Genomic DNA, 26576 nt, shown 5'->3' with positions numbered 1-26576 from the left:
AGTTTTCCGTTCGATCGTCAAGGAGACGACATGCATTCACCCGCACCGCGCCGCCGCTGGCTGGCCTGGGCACTGCTGCTGGCCGCGCCGATGGCCGCCGCACAGTCACCGCAATGCGGCATGTTCAAGGCCGACGAAGGCAGCGGTACGCTGCGCATCAGCTCGCCAAACCGCGGCGAGCAGAAACACTTCGGCAGTGCGCCCTCTCCGGTCGCGTTCCAGCAGATCGACGGAAAGCTGCAACTGGTGAACCTGGAGTACGGCCTGCCCAGCGCGCTGCAGGTGCGCGATCGTGGCCGGACGGTCGAGGTGGATGGCACGGTCTACATCCTGCAGGCCCCTGCACAGTGCGCCGCAGCCGCCGCGCCGGCTGAAGGCAGCTGCCTGGCCGATGCGGCGGCGTGCCTGGACAACCGTCGCGAAGCCACCCCGACCGCGCTGGAATCAGGGTGCCGGGAAGGCGTGCCCGGCATGTGCCTGCAACTGGCTGATCGTTGGCACGAGGAGGCCAAACCCACGGTCGCGGCCGATCCTGCCCTGGCAAAGGCAGCGCTCGACGCCGCCCTGTCCGGCATCAAGCTCCCCGCCGCCTGTGACGACGGTGGCTTCGAACAGGGAACCGCGGCGTGTGCCGCCGCACTCGAGGCCGACCCCGCAGTGCAGGAGCAGCTGGTCAAGGCGGCGATGACGGCAGCCATGACCGAAGCCATGGTGACGATGACGGCGCCGACCGTGCCGGTGATCATTCCGGCCGAGCGGCGGCAACAGTTGTTGCGGCTGTGCCGCGAGGTATCCCATGGCGGCTTCTGCACCCGCGTGGCTGAACTTTCCTGGGAAGCAGGAGACCACTTGCAGGCGGTGCAGGCCCTGGCTGCGGCCTGCACACCCGGCAACGATACCGCCACCTGCGAGCGCCTGCCGGCGTTGCAGGCGGTGGGTGCATCGTTGCAGCCGCAGCCGGCAACGGTCCTGCCCTGCGGCAGTTACCGGTCCGACGGCGGCCTGATGGACACGCTGGATTTCGGCGATGCCGGCCTGGTCGGTGTGGGCTGGAGCAGCCATCTTCGCGCGCGCGTCGAAGCGGGCGACATCCGCATCCACCACGACCGGGACGGCGACTTCGTGCTGCGCCCGCTGCCCGGCGGGCAGCTGCTGGGCCTGGATAACTGGACCCGCTTCCAGGTGTTCGTCCCCACCGGGGAGGGCCCGACCCGGTGCAGTGCGCCGAAGCAGTTCAGGGTGCTGCCACTGCCACAGGATTGCCCGCTGGCACTGACCAACGAGGACGGTGCCGACGCCTGCTGCGCGCAGGGCAAGCTGCAGGGCTGCAACATTCTCGGCAACCGTCTTGCGCTGTCCGGGCACTGGCTGCAGGCCGTCGAGCACTACACCACGGTCTGCCGTGCCGGTGTCCGCGAGGGTTGCGAGAATCTGGTCACCGCACAAGGCAACGGTGCGGAGGTGGACGCGCGTCGAATCCTGGAACAGCTGTGCAAGGCCGACCGCAGCGGCCTGCATGTGGCCTGCGACGTGCTCGAAACGCAGAACTGGGAGCTGATCACGCTGGGCGGTGCCCTGCAGAAGGCGGTTGACGAGGCGGCGGTGGACGACACTCCGGTACCGCGCAACCCCAACCGCAAGCGCTGAGCCGGTCAGGGCCTGTCCGCAGCTTCGGGCGGGCCCTGCGGTAAAGTACGCGCCATGAACGAATTCGAGCGCGTGCGCGCCTACCTCACCGACCTGCAGGACCGCATCTGTGCGGCGATCGAGGCCGTCGATGGCCAGGCCCGCTTCCAGGAAGACCTGTGGCAGCGGGCCGAGGGCGGTGGCGGGCGCACCCGTGTGCTGCGTGACGGTGCGGTGTTCGAGCAGGCCGGCATCGGCTTCTCCGACGTGGCCGGCAGCCGCCTGCCGCCATCGGCCTCGGCCAACCGCCCGGAACTGGCCGGCGCCTCCTGGCGCGCCACCGGCGTGTCGCTGGTGTTCCACCCGCTCAACCCCTACGTGCCGACCACCCACGCGAATGTGCGCTTCTTCCAGGCGCAACGCGACGGTGAAGTGGTGGCCAGCTGGTTCGGCGGCGGCTTCGACCTGACGCCGTTCTATCCGTTCGACGAAGACGTGCAGCACTGGCACCGGGTCGCACGCGACCTGTGTGCGCCGTTCGGCGAGGAACGCTATGCCGCGCACAAGCGCTGGTGCGACGAGTATTTCTTCCTGCGCCACCGCAATGAAACGCGTGGCGTTGGCGGCCTGTTCTTCGACGACCTGCACGGCGACTTCGAGCGCGATTTCGATTACCTGCGTGCGGTCGGCGATGGCTTCCTTCAGGCCTACCTGCCGATCGTGCAGCAGCGCAAGGACACCGCGCATGGCGAACGCGAGCGCGAGTTCCAGCTGTACCGTCGCGGCCGCTATGTGGAATTCAACCTGGTCTATGACCGCGGCACGCTGTTCGGTCTGCAGAGCGGTGGCCGCAGCGAGAGCATCCTGATGAGCCTGCCGCCGCGGGTGCGCTGGGAATACGGCTTCAGCCCGGAGGCCGGCAGCGCCGAGGCGCGCCTGGCCGACTACCTGGTGCCGCGCGACTGGCTCTGATCTTCCGGCGCCACGCCTGACGCGTGGCGCCTTCCCCGCCTGCGGTGCGCCCCGCACCGGACAGGCCCTGCCCCACTTCTTTCAAGGATGACCCCATGCCTGCTGCTGTTTCCCTTCGCCCCCGCGCTGCGGGCTGGCGCTCCCTGCTGTTGCTTGCATTGGCCTCGGCCAGCCTGCCGGCCGCCGCGCAGTCGATGGCCTGCGGCACATACAAGGACAGCAGCGGCAACACCACGCTGACCCTCGAGAGCGAAGGCCACGGCTTCCTGTCCGGCCCCTACCAGGCCACCGAGGAGCTGCGCATCGCCCGCCAGGAGGACGTGCTGGGTACCGGCAACCTGTCCACGGGCCAGCTGGAAAATTGGTACTTCTCGGACAACGACCGCACGATCAGCACGCCCTATCGCGAGTTCACCCGTGAGCACGCCGCCGCCTGCAAGACGATGCCGGAGCCCATCGAAGACGGTTGCGTGATGAACACCTCCGAGTGCCTGGAGGCGCTGCCGGAGGCCGCACCCGTGAAACTGCACGCTTGGTGTGCCGAGGGCGTGGGCGCAGCCTGCATGCGGTTGCTGGAGACCTACCAGCAGCGGGCCAAGGACGCAGCCCCCGCGCCTGCACGAGCCGAGCCGCCGAAACCGGAGATCTGCAAGGAGGATTCCGCATCCTTCAACGCCGAGGGCTGCCGGGCGATCGCCGAGGTGATCGGGCTGGAGATGATCGGCAAGTCCCTGCTCGGGCTGCAGCATGCGGTCGACCCTGCGTTGCCGTCGGCGCAGCTCGATGAGCTGGCCGCACTGTGCCGGCAGCAGCACGGCGAGACCTTCTGCGCCGACGTTGCCGAGGTGCTGTGGAGTGGTGGACGCCTTTCACAGGCCCACGAAGCACTGCAGCTGTCGTGCGCGCAGCGCGCGGACGGCGTGGCCTGCGGCCGCGCCAAGGCACTTGCCAGCCTGGCCACCGCACCAGCCGCTGCACTGGCCCCGGTGCCGGCCACCGCACTGCCCTGTGGCAGCTTTGAAGCCGAATACGGCGTGCTCTCGCAGCTGCGCTTCCTCGATGGCGGCCTGGTTGAGGCCGAGGGTCGCGACCAGCGCATGCGCGCGCGCCTGCATGACGGCCGCATTTTCATCCGTCGCGATGTCGGCAGCGACTTCGTACTGCAGCCGCTGAAGAACGGAAACCTGGCCAGCGTCGACGGCGGCAACCGCTTCGCCTATTACGAGCGCAAGCCGACCACAGGCAGCGCCAGCTGCAAGCCGCCTGTGGCCTTCGTGGAAATTCCGCTGCCGCTGGATTGCCCGACCCTGGCACGCAAGGACGGCGCAAAGGCCTGCTGCACCGATGGCAAGCTGCTCGGCTGCAAGGTGGCCGGCGAAGCGCTGTTCGAGTCCGAAAAATGGGCCGCGTCGCTGCCCTACTTCGAGACGCTGTGCGGCGCGGGCGTGCGCGAAGGGTGCCTGGCATTGGCAGCGGTGTATTCGCACACCGCAGACCCGAAGATCCCGCAAGCCATGGCTGCGATCTGCGCGAAGGATGGCAAAGGCACGCACGTGGCCTGTGATGTGGACGCCACCCGCAACTGGCCGGCACTGAAGGCCGAAGCCGCGCCCTGAGGCTCATGCACCTGTAGAGCCGAGCCCATGCTCGGCTCCGGACGCAAGGCAGCCGAGCATGGGCTCGGCTCTACAAGGTCAGGTGCTCTTCCTCGGAATGATGGTGATGTGCCCGTTGATCTCCAGCAGGGCCAGCTCGACATCCTTCACGCCCAGGCCGCCCTGCTGGCGCATGGCGGCCTCGAAATCGGCACGCGTGACCTGCTCGCGACGCAGAACGGCGTCGAACAGGCGCCCATCACGCGCGATCACCACGGGTTCTCCTTCAACCAGGCGCTCGATCCGCCGGCTGCGGGTACTCACCCAGCCTACCCCATAGTTGAGCAGGATCAGGGTTGCGGCCAGCAGCAGGCCACCGCCCAGCGAGGTATCGGTGCCCAGCAGCGCGTTCTGCACCGCATTGCCCAGCAGCACGATCAACAGCACGTCGAACGGCGTGATCTGCCCTAGAGCCCGCTTGCCGCCAAGCCGGACCATGCCCAGCACCACGACATAGACCACCACCGCGCGCAGGATGAACTCCCACCACGGCATTGCCAGTGCGAACAGGTCGGGCATTGCGGGTTCCCCTGCTGGACAGTGGCCCAGCCTAGCACCTGGGGTCAGATCCCTTTGCCCGGTGGGCAAAGGCGACCCCATCTGCGATTCCGGCGGCACAAATAAAAAGCCCCGCTGACCAGGGGGAGGTCAACGGGGCCGGGGAACGGGCACTTGGGGAGGAGTCCCCGTTCCGAGATCTGCTCCAGGGGATGGGAGAGATCCACAACAGGCGTTGCGCCTGTCGAGAGTTATAGAAGCACTCCGAACACTAACGGTTCGTGAAGGGGCCCAATTTAATGAACCTCGATCAGGGCAACATTCATGATCGAGTCAGAAACCTCTGACGAATGAACGAATTCACGTCGTTTTCGGCCTGAAACACCCTAGTGTGCTTCGTCCCAGTTGTTGCCGATGCCGGTATCGACCACCAGCGGCACGCGCAGTTTGGCCGCTTGCGACATGCGCTCCACCACCTGCAAACGCAAGTCTTCAACGAAACTACTTTCGGTTTCGAAGACCAGTTCATCGTGCACCTGCAGGATCATCCGTGCCGGTGCGCGGCTGTCACGCAGCCACCGGTCCACGTCCACCATCGCGCGCTTGATGATGTCGGCGGCGGTGCCCTGCATCGGCGCGTTGATCGCAGCACGCTCGGCACCGGCGCGCAGGCCCTGGTTACGTGCATGAATGTCGTTCAGGTACAGGCGGCGGCCGAACAGGGTCTCCACATAGCCCTGGTCACGGGCCTGCTGGCGCATCCGCTCCATGAAGTCACGCACGCCCGGGTAGCGGCTGAAGTACAGCGCCACGTAGTCCTGCGCCTGGCCGCGGTCGATGCCCAGGTTGCGGGCCAGGCCGAAGGCGCTCATGCCGTACATCAAGCCGAAGTTGATCGCCTTGGCAGCGCGGCGCTCGTTCGGGGTCACCTCTTCCAGCGTACGCCCGAACACCTCGGCGGCGGTGGCACGGTGCACGTCGGCGCCCTGCTCGAAGGCACGCACCAGACCCGGGTCCTCGGACAGGTGGGCCATGATCCGCAGCTCGATCTGCGAGTAGTCGGCGGCCAGCAGCTGGAAGCCCGCCGGGGCGATGAACGCGCGGCGGATGCGGCGGCCATCTTCGGTGCGGATCGGGATGTTCTGCAGGTTGGGGTCCGACGAGGACAGGCGGCCGGTGGCGGCGCCGGACTGGTGGTAGCTGGTATGCACGCGGCCGGTGTCCGGGTTGACCATCTCCGGCAGCTTGTCGGTGTAGGTGCTGCGCAGCTTGGCCAGCCCGCGGTACTCCAGGATCACGCGTGGCAGCTCGTGCTGGTCGGCAATCGCCTCCAGTGCCTCTTCATTGGTGCTGGGCTGGCCTTTCGGGGTCTTCACCACCGCCGGCAGCTTCAGCTCGTCGAACAGCACCGCCTGCAGCTGCTTGGGCGAATCCAGGTTGAAGCTGCGCCCAGCCAGTTCGGTGGCCTTCTGCTGCGCCGCCAGCATGCGCGAGGACAGGTCCTGGCTCTGCCGGCGCAGTTCGTCGGTGTCGACCCGCACGCCGTTGGCTTCGATGCTGGTCAGCACCGGCACCAGCGGCATCTCGATGTCGCGGTACACGCTGTCCAGTGCCGGTTCGGCCAGCAGCTGCGGCTGCAGCGCGCGGTGCAGGCGCAAGGTGATGTCGGCGTCCTCGGCCGCATAGCGGCTGGCTTCGTCGATGCCCACCTGCGAGAACGGAATCTGCTTGGCGCCCTTGCCGGCCACGTCCTCGAACTTGATGGTGTTGTAGCCCAGATAGCGCAGGGCCAGCGAATCCATGTCGTGGCGGGTGGCGGTGGAATTGAGCACGAAGCTCTCGAGCATGGTGTCGTCGTGGTAGCCCTGCACGTCCACGCCGTGACGGCGCAGCACGTGCAGGTCGTACTTGCCGTGCTGGCCCAGCTTCTTCTTCGCCGGGTCCTGCAGCATCGGGCGCAGCGCATCCAGCACCTGCTGCATCGGCAGCTGGGCCGGCGCACCCGGGTAATCGTGGCCGACCGGAATGTAGGCGGCCTTGCCCGGCTCGACCGCCAGACTGACGCCGACCAGGCGCGCACGCATCGCGTCCAGCGCATCGGTTTCGGTATCGAAGCTGATCAGGTCCGCCTGCTGCAGGCGCTCGACCCAGGCCTGCAGCTGCTCGGCGGTCAGCACGGTCTCGTATTCACCTGGCGCGGCCAGCGCCGGATCCAGCGTGCCCGCTGCCGGTGCCTCGGCGCTGCCGCGGGCAAAGCCTGCTGCCGTACCGCGCAGGCTCGGCGTTGCTTCGCTGGCGGCCGTCGGCGCCGGCAGCGGTGCACCCAGCTCCTTCAGCGCCTGGGTGAAGCCGTAGCGCGCATACAGCTCGGTCAACTCCGGCACGTCCTGCTCGCGCAGGGCCAGCATGGTCGGGCTGGCGTCCAGCTCCACGTCGGTGCGGATGGTCACCAGCTCGCGGTTCAGCGGCAGCCGCTCCAGCGCCGCCCGCAGGTTCTCGCCGATCTTGCCCTTCATGGTCGGCGCGGCCGCCATCACCCCATCCAGGTGCTGATACTCGGCCAGCCACTTGGCGGCGGTCTTCGGCCCGCACTTCTCTACGCCCGGCACGTTGTCGACGGTATCGCCCATCAGCGCCAGCAGGTCGATGATCTGGTCGGCGCGCACGCCGAACTTCTCCATCACCGCCGCGTCCGAATCCATGCGGCTGCCGGTCATGGTGTTGACCAGCTCGATGCCCGGGCGCACCAGCTGGGCGAAGTCCTTGTCGCCGGTGGAGATGGTCACCTTCAGGTCCTGCGCCACGCCCTGCAGGGCCAGCGTGCCGATCACATCGTCGGCTTCCACGCCGGGGATGCGCAGGATGCTGATGCCCAGCGCCTCGACGATGCGGCACATCGGCTCGACCTGGCTGCGCAGCTCATCGGGCATCGGCGGGCGGTTGGCCTTGTACTGGTCGTACAGGTCATCGCGGAAGGTCTTGCCGGGCGCATCGACCACGAACGCCACGTAGGCTGGGCGCTCCTTCAGTGTCGAGCGCAGCATGTTGACCACGCCGAACAGCGCACCGGTGGGTTCGCCCTGTGCATTGGACAGGGGCGGCAGCGCGTGGAACGCGCGGTACAGGTAACTGGACCCGTCGATCAGGACTAATCTGCTCATGGGTCGATTCTACGCGCCCGTGCCTGCATCGCGGCGACACGGCAGGCGCCCGGCGATGGGGCATAATCAAGGCTCTTTCCAGGCAAAGGCCCCCGCCGATGAAGACCCTGATGCTGGCTTCCCTGCTCCTGCTCGCTGGCTGCGCCAGCATGGGTGGCGCAGGCGCTCCCCCGGTGGACGTCAAGGGCGCGGACGTGTCCAAGCGCACCATGGACAACGGCGATGTCATCGAGGAATACCGCGTGTCCGGCCAGCTGCGCATGGTCAAGGTGACTCCGTCGCGCGGTGCTCCGTTCTACATGTACGACAAGAACGGCGACGGCCGTTTCGACAACGACAAGGATGGCGTGTCGCCGGTGTACTGGAAGCTGTACAGCTGGTGAGGTGCCCGGGGTCGGATCCCTGCGATCCAGTGGATCCACGCCATGCGTGGATTCACCCCCGGCCCCACAAAAAACAACGCCGGCGCGCATCCTGCGGCCGGCGTCGGGTCCCCTCCCCGGGAACGCTTGAATCAGCGGATGACCAGCACCGGCAACGTGCTGCGTGCCAGCACCTCAGCGGTCTGGCTGCCCAGCAGCACGCGGGTCACGCCACGGCGGCCATGCGAGGTCATCACGATCAAATCACTGTTGCGCTCGCCCGCCGTCTCGATGATGCCGTCGGCCGCGTAGCGGTCCAGCACATGCACCGGATTGGCGGTAATGCCCTGCTCGGCGGCCTTGGCCAGCGCCGGCTGCAGCACCTTCTGCGCGCCTTCCTCGCGGTCGGCCTTGTACTCCGGGCTGTTCATGTAGCCCACGCTCCAGCCCATGGCGTCGTACATGCCGACGGCCCACGGCTCGGACACAGTCACGATATCGACCTCGGCATTGAGGTCCTTGGCCAGCTCCAGGCCCTTGGCCAGGCCCTTGTCGGCCAGCTCGGACCCGTCGGTGGCAATCAGGATGCGCTTGTACATGGTGGGGCTCCGTGGCGATCTGCCAGATGGGAACGACACCATTACACACCGGATGTGCAGGCTGCGCCTTGAGCAGGATCAATCCGGCGCCGCGCAGCGGCGTGTGCGCACCGCCGGCTTGCACGCACCGGTCGGGCGGCGCATGCTCGGCGGGCGGCGCACTGCCGCGCCCAAGGACGACCGACATGCAGGACAACAAGCCGCCCGTCTGGAGTTCCCAGAAATCCATCATGGTCGCCGCGATCATCACCTTGGCGGTGCTGTTCGGCGGCTACCAGATCAGCAAGGACATGGCGCTGCGCGACAACGCCCTTCAGGCAGCGGGCGAGTAACCTGCTTCTGTAGAGCCGAGCCCATGCTCGGCTCTACATCAGGCCCGCCTTCAGGCGATCTGCACCACGCGTGCGTTCTGGCACAGCGGATAGCTGGCCACGAATTCGGCAATCGCATCACGCATCGCCTCGAACGATTCGCCATACATGTACAGCGCGGTTTCGGTCGGGCCCTGCCACCAGCTGCAGATCTCGCCCAGGCCGTCGATGTTCTCCGACAGTTGTTCGAACACGTGGTTGGAATCGCACTGTTCGTAGACTTCGTCTGGCAGGTTCAGGCCATCCAGGTAGATGCCGAGGCCCTCGGTCACGCCGAAGCTGCGATCAGCCTCGCCAGCCCCCTGCAGCTGCGAACCCTTCGGCGCGCCCAGCTGTTCCAGCAGGTCGATCAGCTTCGGCACGCCATCCGCACCGACCAGTGCCACTTCGATGTCGCCGTATTCGACCTCACCCAGATCCGACATCGCGGTGCCGCCGCCGGTGAGCTCGCCCACCTGGGCCGCCTGCAGCAGCGCGTCGAGCGGATCTTCGAACAGCTCGTGGCGATGCTCGGGCTGCAGCCGGGCGTTCAACTTCACGGTGACGTGCAGCGTGGGTTCGGTCATGGGGGCGTTCCTGGAAGAAGTGCCGCCTATTGTAGAGCCAGGCCCATGCTCGGCTGCTTTTCGCGCCAGAAGCAGCCGAGCATGGGCTCGGCTCTACAACAGCCCGTCAGCGCAGGAACGGCGTCACCTTGCGCTTCAGCAACTCCACCAGCACCGGGGCCATGTACTCGTAGTCATCGGGAATATCCAGGCAGATCACCCGCTTGCCGTTCATCCACGCCTTGTAGCGGCTGGACAGCCGGTTGCGGTGGGCGCGTTCCATCACGAACACCAGGTCGGCCCACTGCAGCAGCTCGGGGCTGAGCACTTCCTCGGCGTCGGCCAGCAGCCCGGCCGAGGCGGTCTCGATGCCCGGCCAATCGGCGAATACCTGCTCGGCCGTCGGGCTGCGCAGGCGGTTCTGGCTGCAGAGGAAGAGCACGTTGCGGGTCATGCGTACTCACCTTGGTAGAGCCGAGCGATGCTCGGCTGGTTTTCTCCGCCAAAAGCAGCCGAGCATGGGCTCGGCTCTACAGGAATTCCTGCCCCCCCGACGGTGATCAGATCACCGTCAGGTTGGCGTAGGCCATCACCAGCCACTTGCTGCCGGCGTCGGCGAACTCGACCTGCACGCGGGCGTGAGCGCCGTTGCCTTCGTAGTCGGTCACCATGCCTTCGCCGAACTTGGGATGGGTGACCAGCGCGCCGAGCTTGATCGGCGGTGCTTCGATCGAGGCATGGCCCATCACCCGGCTGGCGCCCATCGAGGCCGGCCGCGAGACCTGCACCTTCGGGCGCACCTCGTGCAGCAGCTCGCGCGGAATCTCGCGCAGGAAGCGCGACGGCAGGCTGTAGTTGTCCTGGCCGTGGATGCGACGCGATTCGGCATAGCTCAGCACCAGCTTCTGGCGCGCGCGGGTGATGCCGACGTAGGCCAGGCGGCGCTCTTCCTCCAGCCGCCCGCTTTCTTCCAGCGAACGTGCGCTGGGGAACAGGCCGTCTTCCATGCCCGCCAGGAACACCAGCGGGAATTCCAGGCCCTTGGCCGAGTGCAGGGTCATCAACTGCACACCGTCCTCGCCGGCCTGCGCCTGGCCTTCGCCGGCCTCCAGCGCGGCATAGGCCAGGAACGCGACCAGCTCGTCCATGTCCTCGCCCACTTCCTCGACGTCGTCGGCGCGGCGCACGAAGCGCGACGCCACCGAGACCAGTTCGTCGAGGTTGTCGGTACGCGATTCCGAATCCAGCGAATTGCGGCTTTCCTTGCTCCAGTGCTCGCGCAGCTGCGAGCGGGCCAGCACGTGGTCCACCCGCTCGGCCAGGGTCATGTGCAGGGTCTGCGCCTGCAGCTCGTTGACCAGCCCCAGGAAGCCGGCCAGCGCATTGCGCGCACGTGCGGCCAGCGCGCTGCCCTGAGTGACCAGCATGGTCGCTTCCCACAGCGAGATGCCCTGCGCACGCGCTTCGCGGCGCACTTCGTCCAGTGTGCGGTCGCCGATGCCCCGGGTGGGCGTGTTGACAGCGCGCTCGAACGCCGCGTCATCGTTGCGGTTGGACAGCAGGCGCAGGTAAGCCAGCGCATCCTTGATTTCGGCACGCTCGAAGAAGCGCATGCCGCCATACACCCGGTACGGCACCTGTTCACTCAGCAGCGCTTCTTCCAGGGCGCGCGACTGCGCGTTGCTGCGGTAGAGCACGGCCACTTCGGTGTAACTGCCACCGTCGCGCACCCATTGGCGGGCACGCTCAACGATGTAGCGCGCCTCGTCCATCTCGTTGTACGCCGCGTACAGATCGATCGGCTCGCCGTCACCGCTGTCGGTCCACAGCTGCTTGCCGATGCGGTCGGGATTGTGCGCGATCACCGCGTTGGCGGCACCGAGGATGTTGGCGGTGGAGCGGTAGTTCTGCTCCAGGCGGATGGTCTGCGCACCCGGGAAGTCGCGCAGGAAGCCCTGCACGTTCTCGACCTTGGCACCGCGCCAGCCATAGATGGCCTGGTCATCGTCGCCGACCACGAACACGTGGCCGGAATCGCCGGCCAGCACGCGCACGAAGGCGTACTGGATGGCGTTGGTGTCCTGGAACTCGTCCACCAGGATCTCGCGGAAGCGGGCGCGGTAATGCGACAGCAGCGCGGGGTTGTCGCGCAGCAGTTCGTGCGCACGCAGCAGCAGCTCGGCGAAGTCGACCAGGCCGGCGCGGTCGCAGCGCGCCTGGTATTCGATGTAGGCCTGGCGCATGGTTTCCAGCCACGCATCGTGCGGCTCGGGCTGGATGTGCTGCGGGCGGCGGCCTTCGTCCTTCTGTGCGTTGATCCACCACGCGATCTGCTTGGCCGGGTACTTGCCGTCGTCCAGTTCCAGCGCCTGCACCACGCGCTTGACCAGCCGCAGCTGGTCGTCCGAGTCCATCACCTGGAAGCCTTCGGGCAGCTTGGCGTCCTGCCAGTGCAGGCGCAGCAGGCGGTTGGCCAGGCCGTGGAAGGTGCCGATCCACATGCCACGACTGCCGTTGGGCAGCTGGGCATCGATGCGGTGGCGCATTTCGCCGGCCGCCTTGTTGGTGAAGGTCACCGCGAAAATGCCGTGGGTCGGCACGCCATTGACTTCATGCAGCCAGGCGATGCGGTGGGTGAGTACGCGGGTCTTGCCGGAACCGGCACCGGCCAGCACCAGGTGGTGGCCGGGAGGAGCGGAGACGGCTTCGCGCTGGGCCGGGTTCAGGCCATCAAGCAGGTGGGAGACATCCATGCCCCCCATTTTACGGCATCGCCGTCGCGGCTCCTGCGACCACCTGGGTGGCCAGTGCCTGGGCCTGCTGGCGCAGTTCAGGCACCGCCAGGCTTTCCCACAGGTTGCCGATGCGCAGGCTGCCGAGCACACCCAGCCGTGCCTGCGGCTGGCCACCGGCAGCACGCAGGCGGTCGCCCGGCACGGTGCTGTCCAGGCCCAGCCCATGCGGACCCGGACGGGCCAGTCCATCGGCCTGCAGCTGCTGCAGCAACGGATTGCGCAACGCGTTGGCGCGGGTCTCCACGCCGGTGGCGTTGATCACCCCGCCAATCATCGTCCACTGCTGTTCATTGCCGGTGGCATCGCGGCCAGACAACCGCAGGGCATCGCCTTCGCGGCAGACGCGCTGCAGGCGCGACCGATGGATGCGCAGTTGGCCACTGTCCTGCAGAGACTGCAGCTGCGCATCCACCTCTTCGGCGATGCGGTGGCGATGTACGTCCCAGTAGCGCACCACATGGCGCAGGAAGCGGCGCTGGTCGGCCTCGTCGAGGCTGCACCACAGCGCCTGCCCGTGCGGACGGATGCGGTCCATCACGCCCTGCCACGGCAGGCCATCGGCCTGCGCTTGGCGGGCGAAGCCACGCAGCGCACGCAGGCGCTGGCGCAGGTTCATCGGCAGCAGCGTGGCCGGGTCGAACGTGGGCAGGCCGCCGTGTGCGTGCGGCAGCGGCAGCAGGCCGTGACGCGAGATCACATGCAGCGGGCCGGTGTGACCGGCAGCAACCAGCGCCAGCACGGTGTCGGCCATGCTCAGGCCGGAGCCGACAATGGCCACGGCCTGTTCGCCGGCCAGGGTACGCACACCGTCGTAGTCCCAGGCCTCGATCACATCATCGGCAGGCAGCGCGTCGGCACCGGCCACGGGCAACGGGCGCATGCTGTTGCCGGTGGCCAGCACCGCCTGCGCAGCATGCAGCGTGCTGCCATCGCCGAGTGTCAGCTGGTAGCCATGGTCATCCGGCTGCAGGCCCAGTACCGGCTGCGCGATCACCTGCAGCTGTGCGGGGCTGGCGGCCACGGCCTCCTGCAGGCGCTGCTGCAGGTAGGCAGCAAAGTAATGGCGACACACGTAACGCTCGCCCAGCACCTCGCGCGCCTCGCCCGGGTAGGCGTTGGCAGCCACCAGATAGTCGAGGAAATCGCCGGGCTGGTCGGCAAACGCACTCATCTTTGCCGCCGGTACGTTCAGCAGGTGCTCCGGCCATGGCGTGGCATAGGCGATACCCTGGGCCAGCTGCGAGGCGGGTTCGAAGATGGCCAGCGCCAGCGGCGCGTGGGCCTGGCGCAGTACCTGGATCGCCACCAGCACCCCGGCTGCACCACCACCGATGATCGCCAGGTCCAGTTCGCCATTACGCGGTGAATCAGTCATGTGCCGATTGTAGGCCATCGGCGATGACAGGCCGGATTGCCGGAATGGGCGGCCGGCATTGCCTTACATCAACGCATCGGCCAAGCGTGCGATGCCCTCGCGGCTGCGCCGCCAGGCAGGACGCTTGCGCCATTGCTGCAGATCCAGCTGCCGCGATTCACGCAGGTAGCCGTCCTCGATCCCGCACAACTGCTTCACCAGCGCGTGGTCGTAGCAGATCAGGCCGATCTCGGCATTCAGCGCGAACGAACGGATATCCATGTTGATCGAGCCGAGTACGGCGATGTCCTCGTCCACGCTCATGTGCTTGGCGTGCAGGAACTGCGGTTCGTACAGCGCGATGCGCACGCCACAACGCAGCAGCTCGTCGTAGTAGGCCTCCTGCGCCCACGAGGTCAGCCGCTGGTTGTTGCTGGCCGACAGGATCAGCTGCACCTGCACGCCGGACAATGCGGCGATACGCAGCGCGCTCAACGTGGCCTCGTCGGGCACGAAATATGGGGTCACCATCACCAGCCGGCGCCGCGCCAGATGAATCAGCGCCGCAACCGCATCGCGCGCGTTGCTGTACGGGTAGGCCGGGCCGCTGGGCAGCAGCTGGGTGGCGATGTCGTCGCCGCATTCGGGAACATCGGTGATCACATCCAGGCGCTGGCCGGTCTCCATGTACCAGTCGCTGGCGAACACCGCTTCCAGATGCGCCACCGCCGGGCCGCGCACGCGCGCCACCAGCTCGCGGTTCGGGTGGCCAGGCACGAACTGCGGGCCGGCCAGATTCTGCGAACCGACATAGGCCACTTCGTTGTCGATCACCGCGATCTTGCGGTGGTTGCGCAGGTCCATGCGGCCGCTGCGGCGCCAGCGCAGGCCACCGGGCAGCATCGCACGCACTTCGATATCGCGAGCTTCCAGGCGTTTGCGATAGGCGCGCAGGCCACGCTTGGCACCCACCGCGTCGAGCAGCACACGGCACTGCACGCCCCGTGCAGCCGCACGCTGCAGTGCCTCGACGATAGCCTCGCCCACCGCGTCGTCGAACATCAGGTAGTACAGCAGGTGCACCCGGTCTTCGGCCTGGTCGATGTCGGCGATCAGCGTGTGCAGCGATTCGTCGTAGTCGGTCAGCAGATCGACGGCGTTGCCGTGCACCGGCATGAAGTCGCCCTGGCGCTGCACCAGCGGCACGATCTCGGCGCTGGCGGTGTCCGGCTGCGGGGTCCAGTGCAGGCGATGCTGCAGCGCCTGTTCCTCGCGGATGACCTGCGAGGCCTCGGCCTGGCGGCGGATGCGCTCACGCGAAAGCCACGGGTGGCCGAACAGCAGGTACAGCGGCAGGCCCAGCAGCGGCACGAAGCCGACCAGCAGCAGCCAGCTGCGCGCCGCACCCGGCGTGGTGCGGGTGGGAATCCAGCACAGCGCGACCAGCCGGATCAGCCAGTCGATCAGCAGCAGATACGAACCCAGCAACCACTCGAACAGCATCGCGTCGCCCGTCGGGAGGTGATGGGCCATTCTGCCCAGCAGGGTGTGTAGAGTCGAGCCGCGCTCGACTGCTTTGAACCAGCGTGTTGACCAAGGTCGACACCTACCAGGCGCGGGGACAGTGCGCCGGCCAAGGTTGGCGGCCGCCGGGTATGGGAACAGCGTGCCGACCAACGGTCGGCACCCACCATGGGAACACCGGGCGTGGATACCGGGCATGAAAAAACCCGCCACAAGGGCGGGCTTCTTCGCGGGGATCAGCAATCCTTGCGGATTACTTGATCTTGCCTTCCTTGTACAGGACGTGCTTGCGCACGACCGGATCGTACTTCAGGAATTCCATCTTCCCCGGGGTGTTCTTCTTGTTCTTGTCGGTCGTGTAGAAGTGGCCGGTACCGGCCGAGGAAATCATACGGACCTTATCGCGCTTGCCTGCCATGATGCTTTACTCCTCAGACCTTTTCGCCGCGCGCACGCAGCTCAGCCAGAACGGAATCAATGCCGTTCTTGTCGATGGTGCGCAGTGCATGCGCGGAAACACGAAGCTTGACCCAGCGGTTCTCGCTGGCCACCCAGAAACGGCGCTCGTGCAGATTCGGCAGGAAACGACGACGGGTCTTGTTGTTGGCGTGCGAGACGTTGTTACCCGTCTGCACTCGCTTGCCGGAAACCTGGCATACGCGGGACATTGCGCACCTCGATAGTAGTAGTTGTCAGCCCGTAGCCCGGGAGACGGCGGCCTCGATGGTTGCCCACCACACGTCAAGAGAATCAAAGGGTTACGCTGGCGTTGGGCGGCCGGGGACGTGCTCCCGGAGGCGCCGCCCGGTAGAAAACCGGACACAGCGAGCCGCGCATTATGCACGGGTTCAAGCACTTGCGCAAGTTACCCACAGGCCGGGGCTGAACACGACGGCCCCCTGTAGAGCCGGGCCGGCTTAACGCAGGTGCGGAATCACCTGGGCCAGCAGATGGGCGTCCTTCAGTGCGCCATGCAGGCCACGCGTCCCTGGAATGCGCAGGCGCTGCAGCACGTCGTCCAGCTTGTTGCCCTGACCGGGCCAGCGCCCCCGCGCCAGCTTCAGGCTGCAGGTGATGCGGCAATGCTGGGCCAGCATGCCGGGGATGCCAGCCAGGCGCAGCTCGTTGTCCAGGAAGCCCACGTCGAAGGTGGCGTTGTGCGCGACCATCTCGCTGCCGCGCAGGAAGTCCAGCAGTTCGGCGGCCTTGCTGGAAAACAGTGGCTTGCCCACCAGCATCGCATCGCTGATGCCATGCACGCGCTGTGCGCCCCAATCGACCCTGCGCTGCGGCTGCAGGTAGGTGTGGAACTGGCGGCCGGTGAGCTGGCCATCGATCAGTTCGACGGCACCGATTTCGATCACCCGGTGCCCCAGGCGGTGGGAGATGCCGGTGGTTTCGGTATCCAGTGCGACGATGCGACTCATGCGTGAGGCTGTTTCCTGTTGCGTGCTGTGGTGATTTTCGCACGCCCGGTGTGTGTCACCCCAACGCTTCCACCACCCAATCGATGAACACCCGCAGCCGCTGGCTCATGTGCCGGTTCGGCGGGAACATCACGTGCATCGGCATCGGTGGCAGCTGCCAGTCCTGCAGCAGCGGCAGCAGCTCGCCACGCGCCACGTGCGGCGCGGCCATGTAGCTGGGCAACGCGACCACGCCAAGCCCCGCCAACGCAGCGGCCAGATAGGCATTGCCGTCATCGAAGCCAACCGTATAGCGGCCCTGCACTTCTACGCGCTCCTCGCCGCGCTGCGCGCTGAACACTCTCGCCCGGCCACTACGCGGGCTGAGGAAGCCGACCATGTGATGATCAGGCCCTTCCAGCGCGCGCGGGTCGGTCGGCAGGCCGAAGCGCTGCACATAGCCTGGACTGGCGTGGAAGCCGATCGGCAGTGCAGCCAACGGCCGCGCCACCAGCGCCGGGTCGGCCGGCGTGCCACCACGGATCACGCAGTCGACGTTGTCGGCAATGACATCGACTTCGCGGTCACTGACGCCGATATCCAGCTTGATCTCCGGGTAGCGCGCCTGGAACTCCGGCAGCGCCGGTACCAGCCGCAGCCGTGCGTAGGGCCCAGGCACATCCACGCGCAGGCGCCCGCGCGGCTGGGTAGCCGCGTCGCCCAGCCCGCCTTCGACCTCGTCCAGTTCGGCCAGCAGGCGGGCGATGCGCGGGTAGTAGGCCGCACCGTCGGCGGTGACGCTGACCCGGCGGGTGGTGCGGTTGAGCAGACGCAGCCGCAGGTGCGCCTCCAGCTGCTGCACCAGCTGGGTAACCGTGGTGCGGCTGATCCGCAGGGTGTGCGCGGCGCGGGTGAAGCTGCCGGTTTCCACTACCCGGGCAAAGGCCCGCATCGCCTCGAAACGGTCCATGGCCGGCCGTGATTATTTGGGATTGGCAATCAATCTAAGCCGATCATCGCGGTTTATCCAGACAGCGCTCGCGAGGAGGATGGCGTTCTCTCCCACGGGATCTTCCCCATGTCACAGCGTGATGTCGTTTTCCCCGCCGGGCGCCAGGCCCTGTACGAGCGCAACCGCTACTCGCCGGCGATCCGGTCCGATGGCTTCCTGTTCGTTTCCGGCCAGGTCGGCAGCCGCGAGGACGGTTCGCCCGAGCCGGACTTCGAAACCCAGGTGCGCCGCGCCTTCGAGAATCTCAATGCGGTGTTGGCTGCTGCGGGCTGCACGTTCGATGACGTGATCGACGTGACCGTGTTCCTGGTCGATCCGGAAACCAACTTCGAGAAGGCCTGGGCGATCGTGCCCGAGTACTGGGGCGAGGCGCCGCACCCGACCCTGACCGGTATCGGCGTGACCTGGCTGTATGGGTTCCAGTTCGAGATCAAGGTGATCGCGAAGCTGCCGTGACCGAGCCCATGCTCGGCTGGTCGTGCGAAAGCAGCCGAGCGTAGGCTCGGCTCTACAGACGCGCAGCCCGGTGTCCGACCCCACGGGCCGAAAAGCGTGTCGACCAAGGTCGGCACACACCAGGGCAGGTTGCCCCCGGGCCGTCCAGCTGAACGGGAGATTCCGACGTATTCCCGAAGCGGCCATTGATATTGTATCCGGCGAAAACCGCTTGCTAGCCTCCCCTTCATGCGCTGGATCACCCGCCACCTCCGTTCGACCCTGCTGATGCTGCTGATGGCGGCATTCGTGGTCGTGCCGGTGGCCGATGCCCTGGCGTGCACGGTGGAACCGCATGCCAGCACGGTGCATGTGGAATCCGCACCGGATGCCGATGGCGATACCGACGGCAAGCATGTCGGTGCCTGTGGCCACAACCACTGCCACCACTCCAACCTGAGCCTGCCGGCGCACACGATCGCCGCCTTCGGGGCGCCACTGCCGGCGCGCTGGATGAGTGCGGGCGATGCGGCGGCCTATACGGTCGCCCAGGATGAATTGACGCGTCCACCCCGGGCGTGAGTTGAGCGCGTCCCGCGATTGCGGGCTCCCGTTTCACTCACAACCGGAATCCCCCTATGTCGATCCTGACACCTCGGTCGCCGCGTGCGGCCGGGCTGGTCGTCGCCGTGTTGCTGGGCCTGGCCCCGGCGGCATCGGTGATGGCGCAAGCCGCCCCCTCCTACGACACCCTGCTTGAACGCCTGGACCAGCTGCCCGGCACTCGTGTGGGCACGGCACTGGCCGAGGCCGCCGATGCGCGCGCCGACCAGGCCCGTGCGCTACCCAATCCCTCCCTTTCCTGGTCGGCCGAAAACGCCTGGGGCTCCGGCACCTACCGCGGCATGGGCAAGGCCGACACCGTACTCACCCTGTCCCAGCCGCTGGAGGTCTGGGGCCAGCGTGGCGCGCGCGTTCGTGCCGCCCGTGCCGAGGCCCAGGCGGCCAACCTGCGTGGCGCGCAGAGTCGCAGCGACGTGGCCAGCCAGCTGGCGGTGGTCTATGCACAGGCGGAAAGTGCACTGCGCCGCTACACCCTGGCCGAGGAAGCACTGTCACTGACCCGCGATGACGCCAACGCCGTCAACGCCATGGTCAAGCAGGGCCGCGAACCACAGCTGCGCGCGGTGCAAGCGCAGAGCGAAGTAGCCAATGCCATGGCGTCGCTGGATGAAGCACAGGCGTTCCGCGATGCCGCGCTGGCCCGCCTGGCCGGCACCGCGCTGCTGGATGCGCCGGTGCAGTCGATCGACAACAGCCTGCTCGACCGCGCACCGCCGCTGCCGCGCGGTGCCACCGATACCGCACTGGCAGTGCGCATTGCCGAAGCCGAAGCCGATGCGGCGGGCAAGCTGGTCGACGTGGAGCGCAAGCGCGCCCTGCCCGACCTCAGCGTCACCGCCGCACAGACCCGCTTCCGCGAAGGCGGCGAGCGTGCCTACAACCTCGGGCTCAGCCTCAGCATCCCGCTGTTCGACCGTAACCGCGGTGGCATCCGCGCCGCCAATGCCGACCAGCGCGCGGCCGAGGCACGCCTGGACCAGCAGCGCCGCGACAGCGAGGCCGCACGCCTGTCCGCCGTGGCCGGGCTGAAGGCGGCCGGCAGCCGCACCCGTGCCGCCGATGAAAGCGTGGTCGCCGCCGAAGAGGCCTACCGCCTTGCACGCATCGGCTTCGACGCCGGACGCATCTCGCAGCTGGAACTGCGCAGCACGCGCAGCGCCCTCATCGCCGCCCGCGGCGCCGCCGTGGATGCGCGCCTGTCGCGCGTCGGCGCGGAAATCGATCTTGCCCGCCTTGAAGGGCGCGCACCTTTTGTGGAGGCCCCATGACTCTCTCCCGTACCTTCCCGCTGATCGGCGGCGTGCTGCTGACCGTGCTGCTGGCCGGCTGCGCAGGCAATGCGCAGACACCTGCAAATGAAGACCCCGCCGCGGCCAAGGCGGGCACCGACGATGGCCATGGCCACGCGACCGACAGCAAGGAAGCCAAGGCGGAAGCCGCCAAGGCGCCGGCTGACGCCGATGAAGGCGTGGTGCCGCTGACCCCGGAGCAGATCAAGGCGTCCGGTATCGAGGTGGTCGCCATCGGCCGCGGTGGCGGTGGCTCGACGCGCCTGTCCGGCCGCGTCGAGCCGTCGGTGGGCGCACGTGCCTCGGTGGCGTCGACCGTGACCGGCCGCGTCGAACGCGTGCTGGTCGCACCGGGCACCGCAGTGAAGCAGAACCAGGCCCTGGCCATCGTGGTCAGTGGCGAAGCGGCGGTGTTCCGTGCCAATGCGCTGGCCGCCTCGGCCGAAGCCGAGGCTGCGCGCCTGGCCTATGGCCGCGACAAGGCGCTGGTCGACCAGGGCGTGGTCGCCCGCCAGGAAATGGAAGCCTCGCGCGCACGCTCGCTCGCGGCACAGGCCCAGGCCGCCGCCGCGCAAGCGCAGGCCGCCGCCAACGGTGCGCCCGATGCCAGTGGCCGCGTGCGCATCACCAGCCCGGTGGCCGGCATCGTCGGCAACGTGCAGGTCACCCCGGGTGGTGTGGTCGCTGCCGGCAGCGCAGTCGCCGATGTCGCCGACCCGTCGATGAACGAGCTGGTGTTCACCGCACCGCCGGCGCTGGCCGCGCAGGTCACGCCGGGCATGAAGCTGGAAGTGAGTGTGCCGGGGGGCAGCTTCACCGCCACCGTCACCGGCTCGGCCGCCGATGTCCGCCAGCAGGGCGGCGTCGCGGTGATCCGCGCCACGCCGGTGGATGCGTCGCTGCCGCCGGCCGGTTCGCCGGTGTCGGCCGTGGTGGTCACCGAAGGTCAGGACGGCTCGCTCAGCGTGCCCGCCGATGCGGTGCAGAACGTCGATGGCAGCAGTGTGGTGTTCGTCGCCGTCGAAGGCGGCTTCAAGGCGCAGCCGGTACTGGCCGGGCGTCGCGCCGGCGACCGTATCGAGATCCTCGGGGGCCTGACCGGCAACGAACGCATCGTCGGTGCCAACGCCTTCCTGCTCAAGGCCGAACTGGCCAAGGGCGAAGCCGAGCACGGCCACTGAGGAGGCGACCATGTTCAAGCTGATCATTGAAACAGCGGTGCGCCACCGCTGGCTGGTGGTGTTCATGGCCGCGCTGATCGCTGCGGTGGGCCTGTTCCAGCTGGGCAAGCTGCCGATCGACGCGGTGCCGGACATCACCAACCGCCAGGTGCAGATCAACACGGTGGCGCCGGCGCTGACCCCGGAGCAGATCGAGCGGCAGGTGACCTACCCGCTGGAAACCGCGCTGGCCGGCATTCCCGGCCTGACCACCACGCGTTCGCTGTCGCGCAATGGCTTCTCGCAGGTCACCGCGATCTTCACCGATGCCACGGACATCTACTTCGCCCGCCAGCAGGTAGCCGAGCGCATGCGCGAAGCGTCGGAAGACCTGCCCGATGGTGCATCACCGATGCTGTCGCCGGTCACCACCGGCCTCGGTGAAGTGCTGATGTGGACGGTGGACTTCACCACGTTCGACCCAGCCAAGCTGGCCAAGCCCGGTGAAGCCGGCTGGCAGGCCGGTGAGGTCTACCGCACACCGGAAGGCAACCTGCTGCGCACGCCGGAGGAACGCGCGACCTACCTGCGCACCGTGCAGGACTGGATCATCGCGCCGCAGATGCGTTCCAGTCCGGGGCTGGCCGGCGTCGATACGGTTGGCGGCTACGTCAAGGAATATGGCGTGCATCCGGACAGCGCCCGGCTCGCCGCGCATGGCCTCGGCCTGGCCGACCTGGTCACTGCCCTGCAGCGTTCCAACGTGCAGGCCGGTGCCGGTTTCGTGCAGCGCGCCGGCGAAGGACTGGTGGTGCGTGCCGATGGCCTGGCGCTGACCACCGACGACCTGGCGCAGGCGCCGGTGGCCACCCGCAATGGCGTGGTGGTGCGCGTGGCCGATGTGGCCGACGTCGACCTGAGCCGCGCGCCGCGCCTGGGTGCGGCCAGCCGCAATGGCCATGAAGCCGTGCTGGGTACCGCGCTGATGATCGCCGGTGGCAACAGCCGCACCGTGGCGCAGGCAGCTGCGGCGCGCCTGGAACAGGTGAACAAATCGCTGCCGGCCGACATCGTGGCGGCACCGGTGCTGGACCGCAGCGTGCTGGTCAATTCCACCATCAAGACCGTGGCCAGGAACCTCACCGAGGGCGCACTGCTGGTGGTGGTGGTGCTGTTCCTGCTGCTGGGCAACCTGCGTGCGGCGACGATCACCGCGCTGGTGATCCCGCTGTCGTTCCTGTTCGCAGTGATCGGCATGAACCGCTTCGGCATCAGCGGCAACCTGATGAGCCTGGGTGCGCTGGACTTCGGCATCCTGGTGGACGGTGCGGTGATCGTGGTCGAGTCGACCCTGCTGATGCTGGGCCAGCGCCGCGCCGAACTGGGCCGTGCGCTGACCGCGATGGAACGCCTGCGCGTGGCCGCCGATTCGGCGCTGAAGATGGCGCGCCCGGCGGCGTTCGGCCAGCTGATCATCCTGCTGGTGTTCGCGCCGATCCTCACCCTGGAAGGCGTGGAGGGCAAGACGTTCCACCCGATGGCGGCGACCTTCATGCTGGCCCTGGTCGGTGCCTTCCTCTTCTCTTTCACCTTCGTGCCGGCGATGGCCGCACTGCTGGTGCGCGAGCCGAAGCTGAAGGACGGCGAGGCACACAGCGATGATGGCGAGCACGAAACCAGGCTGATCCGTGTACTGCGTGCGCGCATCGAGCCGGTGATCCGCAAGGCCGTGGCGCATCCGCGCACGGTGGTGGCCGGTGCGGTGATGATGGTGGTGGTGGGCATCGGCTCGTTCTCGCTGCTGGGCCGTGAGTTCATGCCGACGCTGGACGAAGGCAACGTGGCGATGCAGGCCCTGCGCGTGCCATCGACGTCGCTGGAGCAGTCACTGGCCATGCAACTGGCGTTGGAGAAGGTGATTGCCAAGCAGCCGGAAGTGGAGACGGTGTTCTCGCGTACCGGTACCGCCGAGGCGGCGATCGATCCGATGCCGACCAATATCTCCGACAGCGTGATCGTGCTGAAGCCGCGCGAGGACTGGCCCGATCCGAAGCTGGACAAGGAAGCACTGGTGGCACGCTTCGAGAAACTGGCCGGGCAGCAGCTGGGCAACAGCTTCGAGTTCAGCCAGCCGATCGAACTGCGCTTCAACGAGCTGATCTCCGGCGTGCGTACCGACCTGGCGGTGATGATCTTCGGCGATGACTTCAGCCAGCTGCAGAAGGTGGCCGACCAGGTGGCGCTGAAGCTGCGTGCGGTGAACGGCGCGGCCGACGTGCGGGTGGAACAGATCTCCGGCCTGCCTACGCTCAACGTGGCGATCGACCACGTGGCGGCGGCTCAGTACGGCCTGACCGCTGCGGACGTGAGTGATGCACTGTCCACCGGCATTGGCGGCACTGCGGCCGGCAAGATCTTCGAAGGTGATCGCCGCTTCAACGTAGTGGTGCGGCTGGACGATGCCTCGCGCAACGATCCGGACCAGCTGGCCTCGCTGCCGATCGCCACGCCGTCAGGGCTGGTGATTCCGCTGTCGTCGGTGGCGCGCATCACGGTGAGCGAAGGGCCGAACCAGATCAGCCGCAACAATGGCAGCCGCCGCGTGGTGGTGCAGGCCAATGTGCGTGGCCGCGACCTGGGCGGCTTCGTCGGCGAGGCACAGGCCGCAGTGGCCGACGTGGCACTGCCGCCGGGTGCCTACCTGACCTGGGGCGGTCAGTTCGAGAACCTGCAGCGCGCGGAGAAGCGGCTGGCGACGGTGGTACCGGTGGTGTTCCTGCTGATCGGCAGTCTGCTGTTCATGGCGCTGCGCAGCGGCAAGGAAGCCATTCTGGTGTTCAGCTGCGTGCCGTTGGCGCTGGTCGGCGGCATCCTCGCGCTGCTGCTGCGTGGCATGCCGTTCTCGGTATCGGCGGCGGTTGGCTTCATCGCCGTCTCCGGCGTGGCGACCTTGAACGGCCTGGTGTTGATGCAGGCGATCCGCGAACGCCTGGATGCCGGCGACCTGCCGCTGCAGGCGGCGATCAACGGTGCCTCCAGCCGCATCCGCGCGGTGTTGACCACGGCGCTGGTGGCGATCGTCGGCTTCATTCCGATGGCGATTGCCAGTGGTTCCGGCGCGGAGGTGCAGAAGCCGCTGGCGACGGTGGTGATCGGTGGCCTGATCACCGCCACCGTGCTGACCCTGCTGGTGCTGCCGACGTTTGCCGCGCGCGTGGCCAAGCCGCGGGCGGTGGGGTGAGGTGAGAGGGGGTCGGAGCCCCGCCCTTCGGGCGGGGCTCCGACCCGATCACACGACGGTCAGGCCTTCTTGCGTTCGGCGATGTAGGCCTGGATCTGCTGTTCCAGCACCGGCAGCGGCACCGAGCCCTGCTTGAGCAGGGTGTCGTGGAAGCCCTTGATGTCGAACTTGTCGCCCAGCTCCTTCTCGGCCTGCGCACGCAGGCGCACGATGGCGATCTCGCCCAGCTTGTAGCTCAGCGCCTGGCCCGGCCAGGAAATGTAGCGGTCCACTTCGGTGGTCACTTCATGCTCGCTCAGCGCGGTGTGGTCACGCAGGTAGGCCAACGCCTGCTCGCGGGTCCAGCCCTTGCTGTGCACGCCGGTGTCGATCACCAGGCGCGCAGCACGCCACATCTCGTAGGTCAGACGGCCGAAATCCTCGTACGGGGTTTCATAGATGCCCATTTCCACGCCCAGCTTCTCGCAGTACAGCGCCCAGCCTTCGCCATAGGCGGAGATGTAGGCGTTGCGGCGGAACTCGGGCAGGTTCTTCTGCTCGGCGGCGATGGCGCCCTGCAACGCGTGGCCCGGATCGGACTCATGCAGGGTCAGTGCCGGCAGGTTGTACAGCGGGCGCGACGGCAGGTTGTAGGTGTTGAGCCAGTAGGTGCCCATGCCACCGCGGCCGGCGGTCCAGAACGGCGCAATGTCCGGCGGCACCGGCACGATGGTGAAGCGGGCGCGCGGCAGCGTCATGTACTTGCCAAGCTGGCCATCGGCGCGCTTGGAGATCCACGCGGCACGCGACAGCAGCTCTTCCGGCGTCTTGGCGTAGAACTGCGGGTCGGTACGCAGGAAGGTCAGGAATTCGGCGAAGCTGCCCTTGAACTTCACCTGCTTGATGATGTCGTTCATTTCCTTCTGGATGCGTGCGACTTCATCCAGGCCGATGCGGTGGATCTCGTCCGGCGACAGGTCCAGCGTGGTGTATTCGTGGATCTGCTGCTTGTAGTACGCCTTGCCGTCGGGCATCGCTTCGGCGGCCAGGGTGGTGCGCGCCTGCGGCACGTACTCGTTGACGAAGAAGGTGCGCAGCTGCTGGAACGCGGGCACCACCTTGCCACTGATCGCTTCACGCGCCTGCGCCTGCAGCCTGGCCTGTTCGGCCGCCGGAACGGTGTTGGGCAGCTTCTTGAACGGCGCGTACAGCGGCGATTCGGTCGGGTCCTTCAATTCGGCGACGGTGGCGATGGAGACCTCGCGGCCATCGAGCACCGCACGCGGCACGCTGAAGCCGCGCTTCAGGCCGGCGCGCATGTTGTCGGTCTGCTGGCCGAAGTAGCGCGGCACATCGTTCAGCCGTGCGATGTAGTTCTGGTAGTCCTGCACGGTCTTCATCTCGCGCCGGGCCATGAAGGACAGGTTGGACCAGAACGAGGAGTCGGCGTTGAACGGCATCTCGTAGCCACGCAGGCGCGTCTCTTCGGCCAGGTTGAACACCTGGTCGTGGTAGATCGCGTAGTTGACCTGGTTGTCGGGCGACAGGGTCTTCGGATCGATCTTCTTCAGCGCGGCGAGGGTCTCGTCCCACACCTTCAGGCGCGCCTGCTGCGCGGCCGGGCCGACGTCGGGCATGCGGGTGGCGTTGGCCGGAGCGTCTTCGTCCTCGCTGGCCTCGCCGCCGCCATCCTGCCGCCATTTCCATTCCTTCTCGTACAGCGCGCGGAAGGCAGCGTCGGCGGGCGATTCGGCGGCCACGCTGGCCGGCGCGGCGGTGGCGGGCGGCGCGGCCAGGGCCACGGCAGGGGCGGACAGGGCGATCAGCAGGGCAACGGCAAGACGGGTTTTCACGAGCACAGGTTCCCGGGAAGGCAGACCTCGATCATGGCACCGCTCACCGTCCGTGGCATGGGACGAAGGTCCTGCCTGCGCCGCAGAACGGGGCCCGGTAGCGGCCAACCTGGGT

The 26576-nt window shown here is 67.5% G+C and carries 23 protein-coding genes; 10 read left to right on the top strand and 13 right to left on the bottom strand.

Annotated elements, in window-relative coordinates; translation table 11 throughout:
• Positions 1–30 precede the first annotated feature (30 nt).
• From AC5P8D_RS11160 to AC5P8D_RS11150, 3 genes are all read left to right on the top strand, one after another.
• Positions 31–1647 carry a hypothetical protein gene (locus tag AC5P8D_RS11160; protein WP_049480323.1) on the top strand — a complete coding sequence of 539 codons (1617 nt, stop codon included), beginning with the start codon at positions 31–33 and terminating at the stop codon, positions 1645–1647.
• A 54-nt stretch (positions 1648–1701) separates the two neighbouring features.
• Positions 1702–2598 carry an oxygen-dependent coproporphyrinogen oxidase gene (gene hemF / locus AC5P8D_RS11155; protein ID WP_010482345.1) on the top strand — a complete coding sequence of 299 codons (897 nt, stop codon included), beginning with the start codon at positions 1702–1704 and terminating at the stop codon, positions 2596–2598.
• A gap of 95 nt (positions 2599–2693) precedes the next feature.
• Entirely contained in the window at positions 2694–4214 is a 1521-nt protein-coding gene (locus AC5P8D_RS11150) for a hypothetical protein (RefSeq protein ID WP_414614667.1), read from the top strand.
• Positions 4215–4292: 78 nt separating this feature from the next.
• Here AC5P8D_RS11150 and AC5P8D_RS11145 read toward each other — a convergent pair whose 3' ends face one another.
• On the bottom strand, positions 4293–4772 hold the full coding sequence (locus AC5P8D_RS11145) for a DUF421 domain-containing protein (protein ID WP_010482347.1): 480 nt from the start codon (positions 4770–4772) through the stop codon (positions 4293–4295).
• A 365-nt stretch (positions 4773–5137) separates the two neighbouring features.
• A complete protein-coding gene (gene polA / locus AC5P8D_RS11140) occupies positions 5138–7912 on the bottom strand; it encodes a DNA polymerase I (RefSeq protein WP_495203315.1) in 2775 nt (924 codons plus the stop codon).
• 98 nt (positions 7913–8010) lie between these two features.
• Between polA and AC5P8D_RS11135 the strand changes: the two genes are divergently transcribed.
• Positions 8011–8295: a DUF2782 domain-containing protein gene (locus AC5P8D_RS11135; protein WP_005411628.1), complete on the top strand. Its 285-nt coding sequence runs from the start codon at positions 8011–8013 to the stop codon at positions 8293–8295.
• Positions 8296–8426: 131 nt separating this feature from the next.
• Here AC5P8D_RS11135 and AC5P8D_RS11130 read toward each other — a convergent pair whose 3' ends face one another.
• Positions 8427–8873, bottom strand: coding sequence for a universal stress protein (locus AC5P8D_RS11130; protein WP_005411629.1), 447 nt, complete (start codon positions 8871–8873; stop codon positions 8427–8429).
• Positions 8874–9058: 185 nt separating this feature from the next.
• Here AC5P8D_RS11130 and AC5P8D_RS11125 point away from each other — a divergent pair, with 185 nt between their 5' ends.
• On the top strand, positions 9059–9205 hold the full coding sequence (locus AC5P8D_RS11125) for a hypothetical protein (RefSeq protein WP_329759462.1): 147 nt from the start codon (positions 9059–9061) through the stop codon (positions 9203–9205).
• Positions 9206–9255: 50 nt separating this feature from the next.
• Here AC5P8D_RS11125 and AC5P8D_RS11120 read toward each other — a convergent pair whose 3' ends face one another.
• The 9 genes from AC5P8D_RS11120 to AC5P8D_RS11080 form a co-directional block, all read right to left on the bottom strand.
• Positions 9256–9810 (bottom strand): hypothetical protein, encoded by a 555-nt coding sequence (locus tag AC5P8D_RS11120; protein ID WP_053443736.1) that lies wholly within the window; start codon positions 9808–9810, stop codon positions 9256–9258.
• A 106-nt stretch (positions 9811–9916) separates the two neighbouring features.
• Positions 9917–10243, bottom strand: a complete 327-nt coding sequence (locus AC5P8D_RS11115) for a low molecular weight protein tyrosine phosphatase family protein (protein WP_010482357.1) — start codon at positions 10241–10243, stop codon at positions 9917–9919.
• Positions 10244–10349: 106 nt separating this feature from the next.
• Complete coding sequence (gene uvrD / locus AC5P8D_RS11110) at positions 10350–12542, bottom strand: DNA helicase II (protein WP_495203314.1); 2193 nt, start codon at positions 12540–12542, stop codon at positions 10350–10352.
• Positions 12543–12552: 10 nt separating this feature from the next.
• Complete coding sequence (locus AC5P8D_RS11105) at positions 12553–13977, bottom strand: FAD/NAD(P)-binding protein (RefSeq protein ID WP_495203313.1); 1425 nt, start codon at positions 13975–13977, stop codon at positions 12553–12555.
• 45 nt (positions 13978–14022) lie between these two features.
• Positions 14023–15441 carry a cardiolipin synthase gene (cls, locus tag AC5P8D_RS11100; protein WP_414614713.1) on the bottom strand — a complete coding sequence of 473 codons (1419 nt, stop codon included), beginning with the start codon at positions 15439–15441 and terminating at the stop codon, positions 14023–14025.
• A gap of 274 nt (positions 15442–15715) precedes the next feature.
• Positions 15716–15883, bottom strand: a complete 168-nt coding sequence (gene rpmG, locus AC5P8D_RS11095) for a 50S ribosomal protein L33 (RefSeq protein WP_169411268.1) — start codon at positions 15881–15883, stop codon at positions 15716–15718.
• Positions 15884–15893: 10 nt separating this feature from the next.
• The gene (gene rpmB, locus AC5P8D_RS11090; protein WP_005411638.1) at positions 15894–16130 is read right to left on the bottom strand and encodes a 50S ribosomal protein L28; all 237 of its coding nucleotides are present in this window, start codon (positions 16128–16130) and stop codon (positions 15894–15896) included.
• Between the two features lie 249 nt (positions 16131–16379).
• On the bottom strand, positions 16380–16889 hold the full coding sequence (dnaQ, locus tag AC5P8D_RS11085; protein WP_053443739.1) for a DNA polymerase III subunit epsilon: 510 nt from the start codon (positions 16887–16889) through the stop codon (positions 16380–16382).
• Positions 16890–16944: 55 nt separating this feature from the next.
• Positions 16945–17838, bottom strand: a complete 894-nt coding sequence (locus AC5P8D_RS11080) for a LysR family transcriptional regulator (protein ID WP_414614710.1) — start codon at positions 17836–17838, stop codon at positions 16945–16947.
• A 108-nt stretch (positions 17839–17946) separates the two neighbouring features.
• Here AC5P8D_RS11080 and AC5P8D_RS11075 point away from each other — a divergent pair, with 108 nt between their 5' ends.
• The 5 genes from AC5P8D_RS11075 (at position 17947) to AC5P8D_RS11055 (ending at position 24629) form a co-directional block, all read left to right on the top strand.
• On the top strand, positions 17947–18336 hold the full coding sequence (locus tag AC5P8D_RS11075; RefSeq protein WP_010482367.1) for a RidA family protein: 390 nt from the start codon (positions 17947–17949) through the stop codon (positions 18334–18336).
• A 228-nt stretch (positions 18337–18564) separates the two neighbouring features.
• Entirely contained in the window at positions 18565–18897 is a 333-nt protein-coding gene (locus tag AC5P8D_RS11070; protein WP_010482368.1) for a hypothetical protein, read from the top strand.
• Positions 18898–18953: 56 nt separating this feature from the next.
• Positions 18954–20207: a TolC family protein gene (locus AC5P8D_RS11065; protein ID WP_010482369.1), complete on the top strand. Its 1254-nt coding sequence runs from the start codon at positions 18954–18956 to the stop codon at positions 20205–20207.
• Positions 20204–21409 carry an efflux RND transporter periplasmic adaptor subunit gene (locus AC5P8D_RS11060; RefSeq protein WP_049454203.1) on the top strand — a complete coding sequence of 402 codons (1206 nt, stop codon included), beginning with the start codon at positions 20204–20206 and terminating at the stop codon, positions 21407–21409. The genes AC5P8D_RS11065 and AC5P8D_RS11060 overlap by 4 nt, the downstream gene beginning before the upstream one ends.
• Positions 21410–21419: 10 nt before the next feature.
• Complete coding sequence (locus AC5P8D_RS11055) at positions 21420–24629, top strand: efflux RND transporter permease subunit (protein WP_414614709.1); 3210 nt, start codon at positions 21420–21422, stop codon at positions 24627–24629.
• A gap of 59 nt (positions 24630–24688) precedes the next feature.
• Here AC5P8D_RS11055 and AC5P8D_RS11050 read toward each other — a convergent pair whose 3' ends face one another.
• On the bottom strand, positions 24689–26461 hold the full coding sequence (locus AC5P8D_RS11050; protein WP_125437857.1) for a DUF885 domain-containing protein: 1773 nt from the start codon (positions 26459–26461) through the stop codon (positions 24689–24691).
• Between the last annotated feature and the right edge of the window lie 115 nt (positions 26462–26576).

This window comes from Stenotrophomonas sp. YJH_SMC_101-4 (assembly GCF_059370395.1).
This window is presented reverse-complemented; position numbering and strand designations above follow the sequence as displayed.

What these genes read in the sequence shown, in the direction of transcription:
- cls (WP_414614713.1), bottom strand. Translation starts at nt 15,441, where the DNA reads ATGCTGTTCGAGTGGTTGCTGGGTTCGTATCTGCTGCTGATCGACTGG.
- AC5P8D_RS11125 (WP_329759462.1), top strand. Translation starts at nt 9,059, where the DNA reads ATGCAGGACAACAAGCCGCCCGTCTGGAGTTCCCAGAAATCCATCATG.
- AC5P8D_RS11060 (WP_049454203.1), top strand. Translation starts at nt 20,204, where the DNA reads ATGACTCTCTCCCGTACCTTCCCGCTGATCGGCGGCGTGCTGCTGACC.
- AC5P8D_RS11105 (WP_495203313.1), bottom strand. Translation starts at nt 13,977, where the DNA reads ATGGCCTACAATCGGCACATGACTGATTCACCGCGTAATGGCGAACTG.
- AC5P8D_RS11130 (WP_005411629.1), bottom strand. Translation starts at nt 8,873, where the DNA reads ATGTACAAGCGCATCCTGATTGCCACCGACGGGTCCGAGCTGGCCGAC.
- AC5P8D_RS11135 (WP_005411628.1), top strand. Translation starts at nt 8,011, where the DNA reads ATGAAGACCCTGATGCTGGCTTCCCTGCTCCTGCTCGCTGGCTGCGCC.
- hemF (WP_010482345.1), top strand. Translation starts at nt 1,702, where the DNA reads ATGAACGAATTCGAGCGCGTGCGCGCCTACCTCACCGACCTGCAGGAC.
- AC5P8D_RS11160 (WP_049480323.1), top strand. Translation starts at nt 31, where the DNA reads ATGCATTCACCCGCACCGCGCCGCCGCTGGCTGGCCTGGGCACTGCTG.
- AC5P8D_RS11080 (WP_414614710.1), bottom strand. Translation starts at nt 17,838, where the DNA reads ATGGACCGTTTCGAGGCGATGCGGGCCTTTGCCCGGGTAGTGGAAACC.
- uvrD (WP_495203314.1), bottom strand. Translation starts at nt 12,542, where the DNA reads ATGGATGTCTCCCACCTGCTTGATGGCCTGAACCCGGCCCAGCGCGAA.
- dnaQ (WP_053443739.1), bottom strand. Translation starts at nt 16,889, where the DNA reads ATGAGTCGCATCGTCGCACTGGATACCGAAACCACCGGCATCTCCCAC.
- AC5P8D_RS11145 (WP_010482347.1), bottom strand. Translation starts at nt 4,772, where the DNA reads ATGCCCGACCTGTTCGCACTGGCAATGCCGTGGTGGGAGTTCATCCTG.
- AC5P8D_RS11070 (WP_010482368.1), top strand. Translation starts at nt 18,565, where the DNA reads ATGCGCTGGATCACCCGCCACCTCCGTTCGACCCTGCTGATGCTGCTG.
- rpmB (WP_005411638.1), bottom strand. Translation starts at nt 16,130, where the DNA reads ATGTCCCGCGTATGCCAGGTTTCCGGCAAGCGAGTGCAGACGGGTAAC.
- AC5P8D_RS11150 (WP_414614667.1), top strand. Translation starts at nt 2,694, where the DNA reads ATGCCTGCTGCTGTTTCCCTTCGCCCCCGCGCTGCGGGCTGGCGCTCC.
- AC5P8D_RS11055 (WP_414614709.1), top strand. Translation starts at nt 21,420, where the DNA reads ATGTTCAAGCTGATCATTGAAACAGCGGTGCGCCACCGCTGGCTGGTG.
- AC5P8D_RS11075 (WP_010482367.1), top strand. Translation starts at nt 17,947, where the DNA reads ATGTCACAGCGTGATGTCGTTTTCCCCGCCGGGCGCCAGGCCCTGTAC.
- AC5P8D_RS11115 (WP_010482357.1), bottom strand. Translation starts at nt 10,243, where the DNA reads ATGACCCGCAACGTGCTCTTCCTCTGCAGCCAGAACCGCCTGCGCAGC.
- AC5P8D_RS11120 (WP_053443736.1), bottom strand. Translation starts at nt 9,810, where the DNA reads ATGACCGAACCCACGCTGCACGTCACCGTGAAGTTGAACGCCCGGCTG.
- polA (WP_495203315.1), bottom strand. Translation starts at nt 7,912, where the DNA reads ATGAGCAGATTAGTCCTGATCGACGGGTCCAGTTACCTGTACCGCGCG.
- AC5P8D_RS11065 (WP_010482369.1), top strand. Translation starts at nt 18,954, where the DNA reads ATGTCGATCCTGACACCTCGGTCGCCGCGTGCGGCCGGGCTGGTCGTC.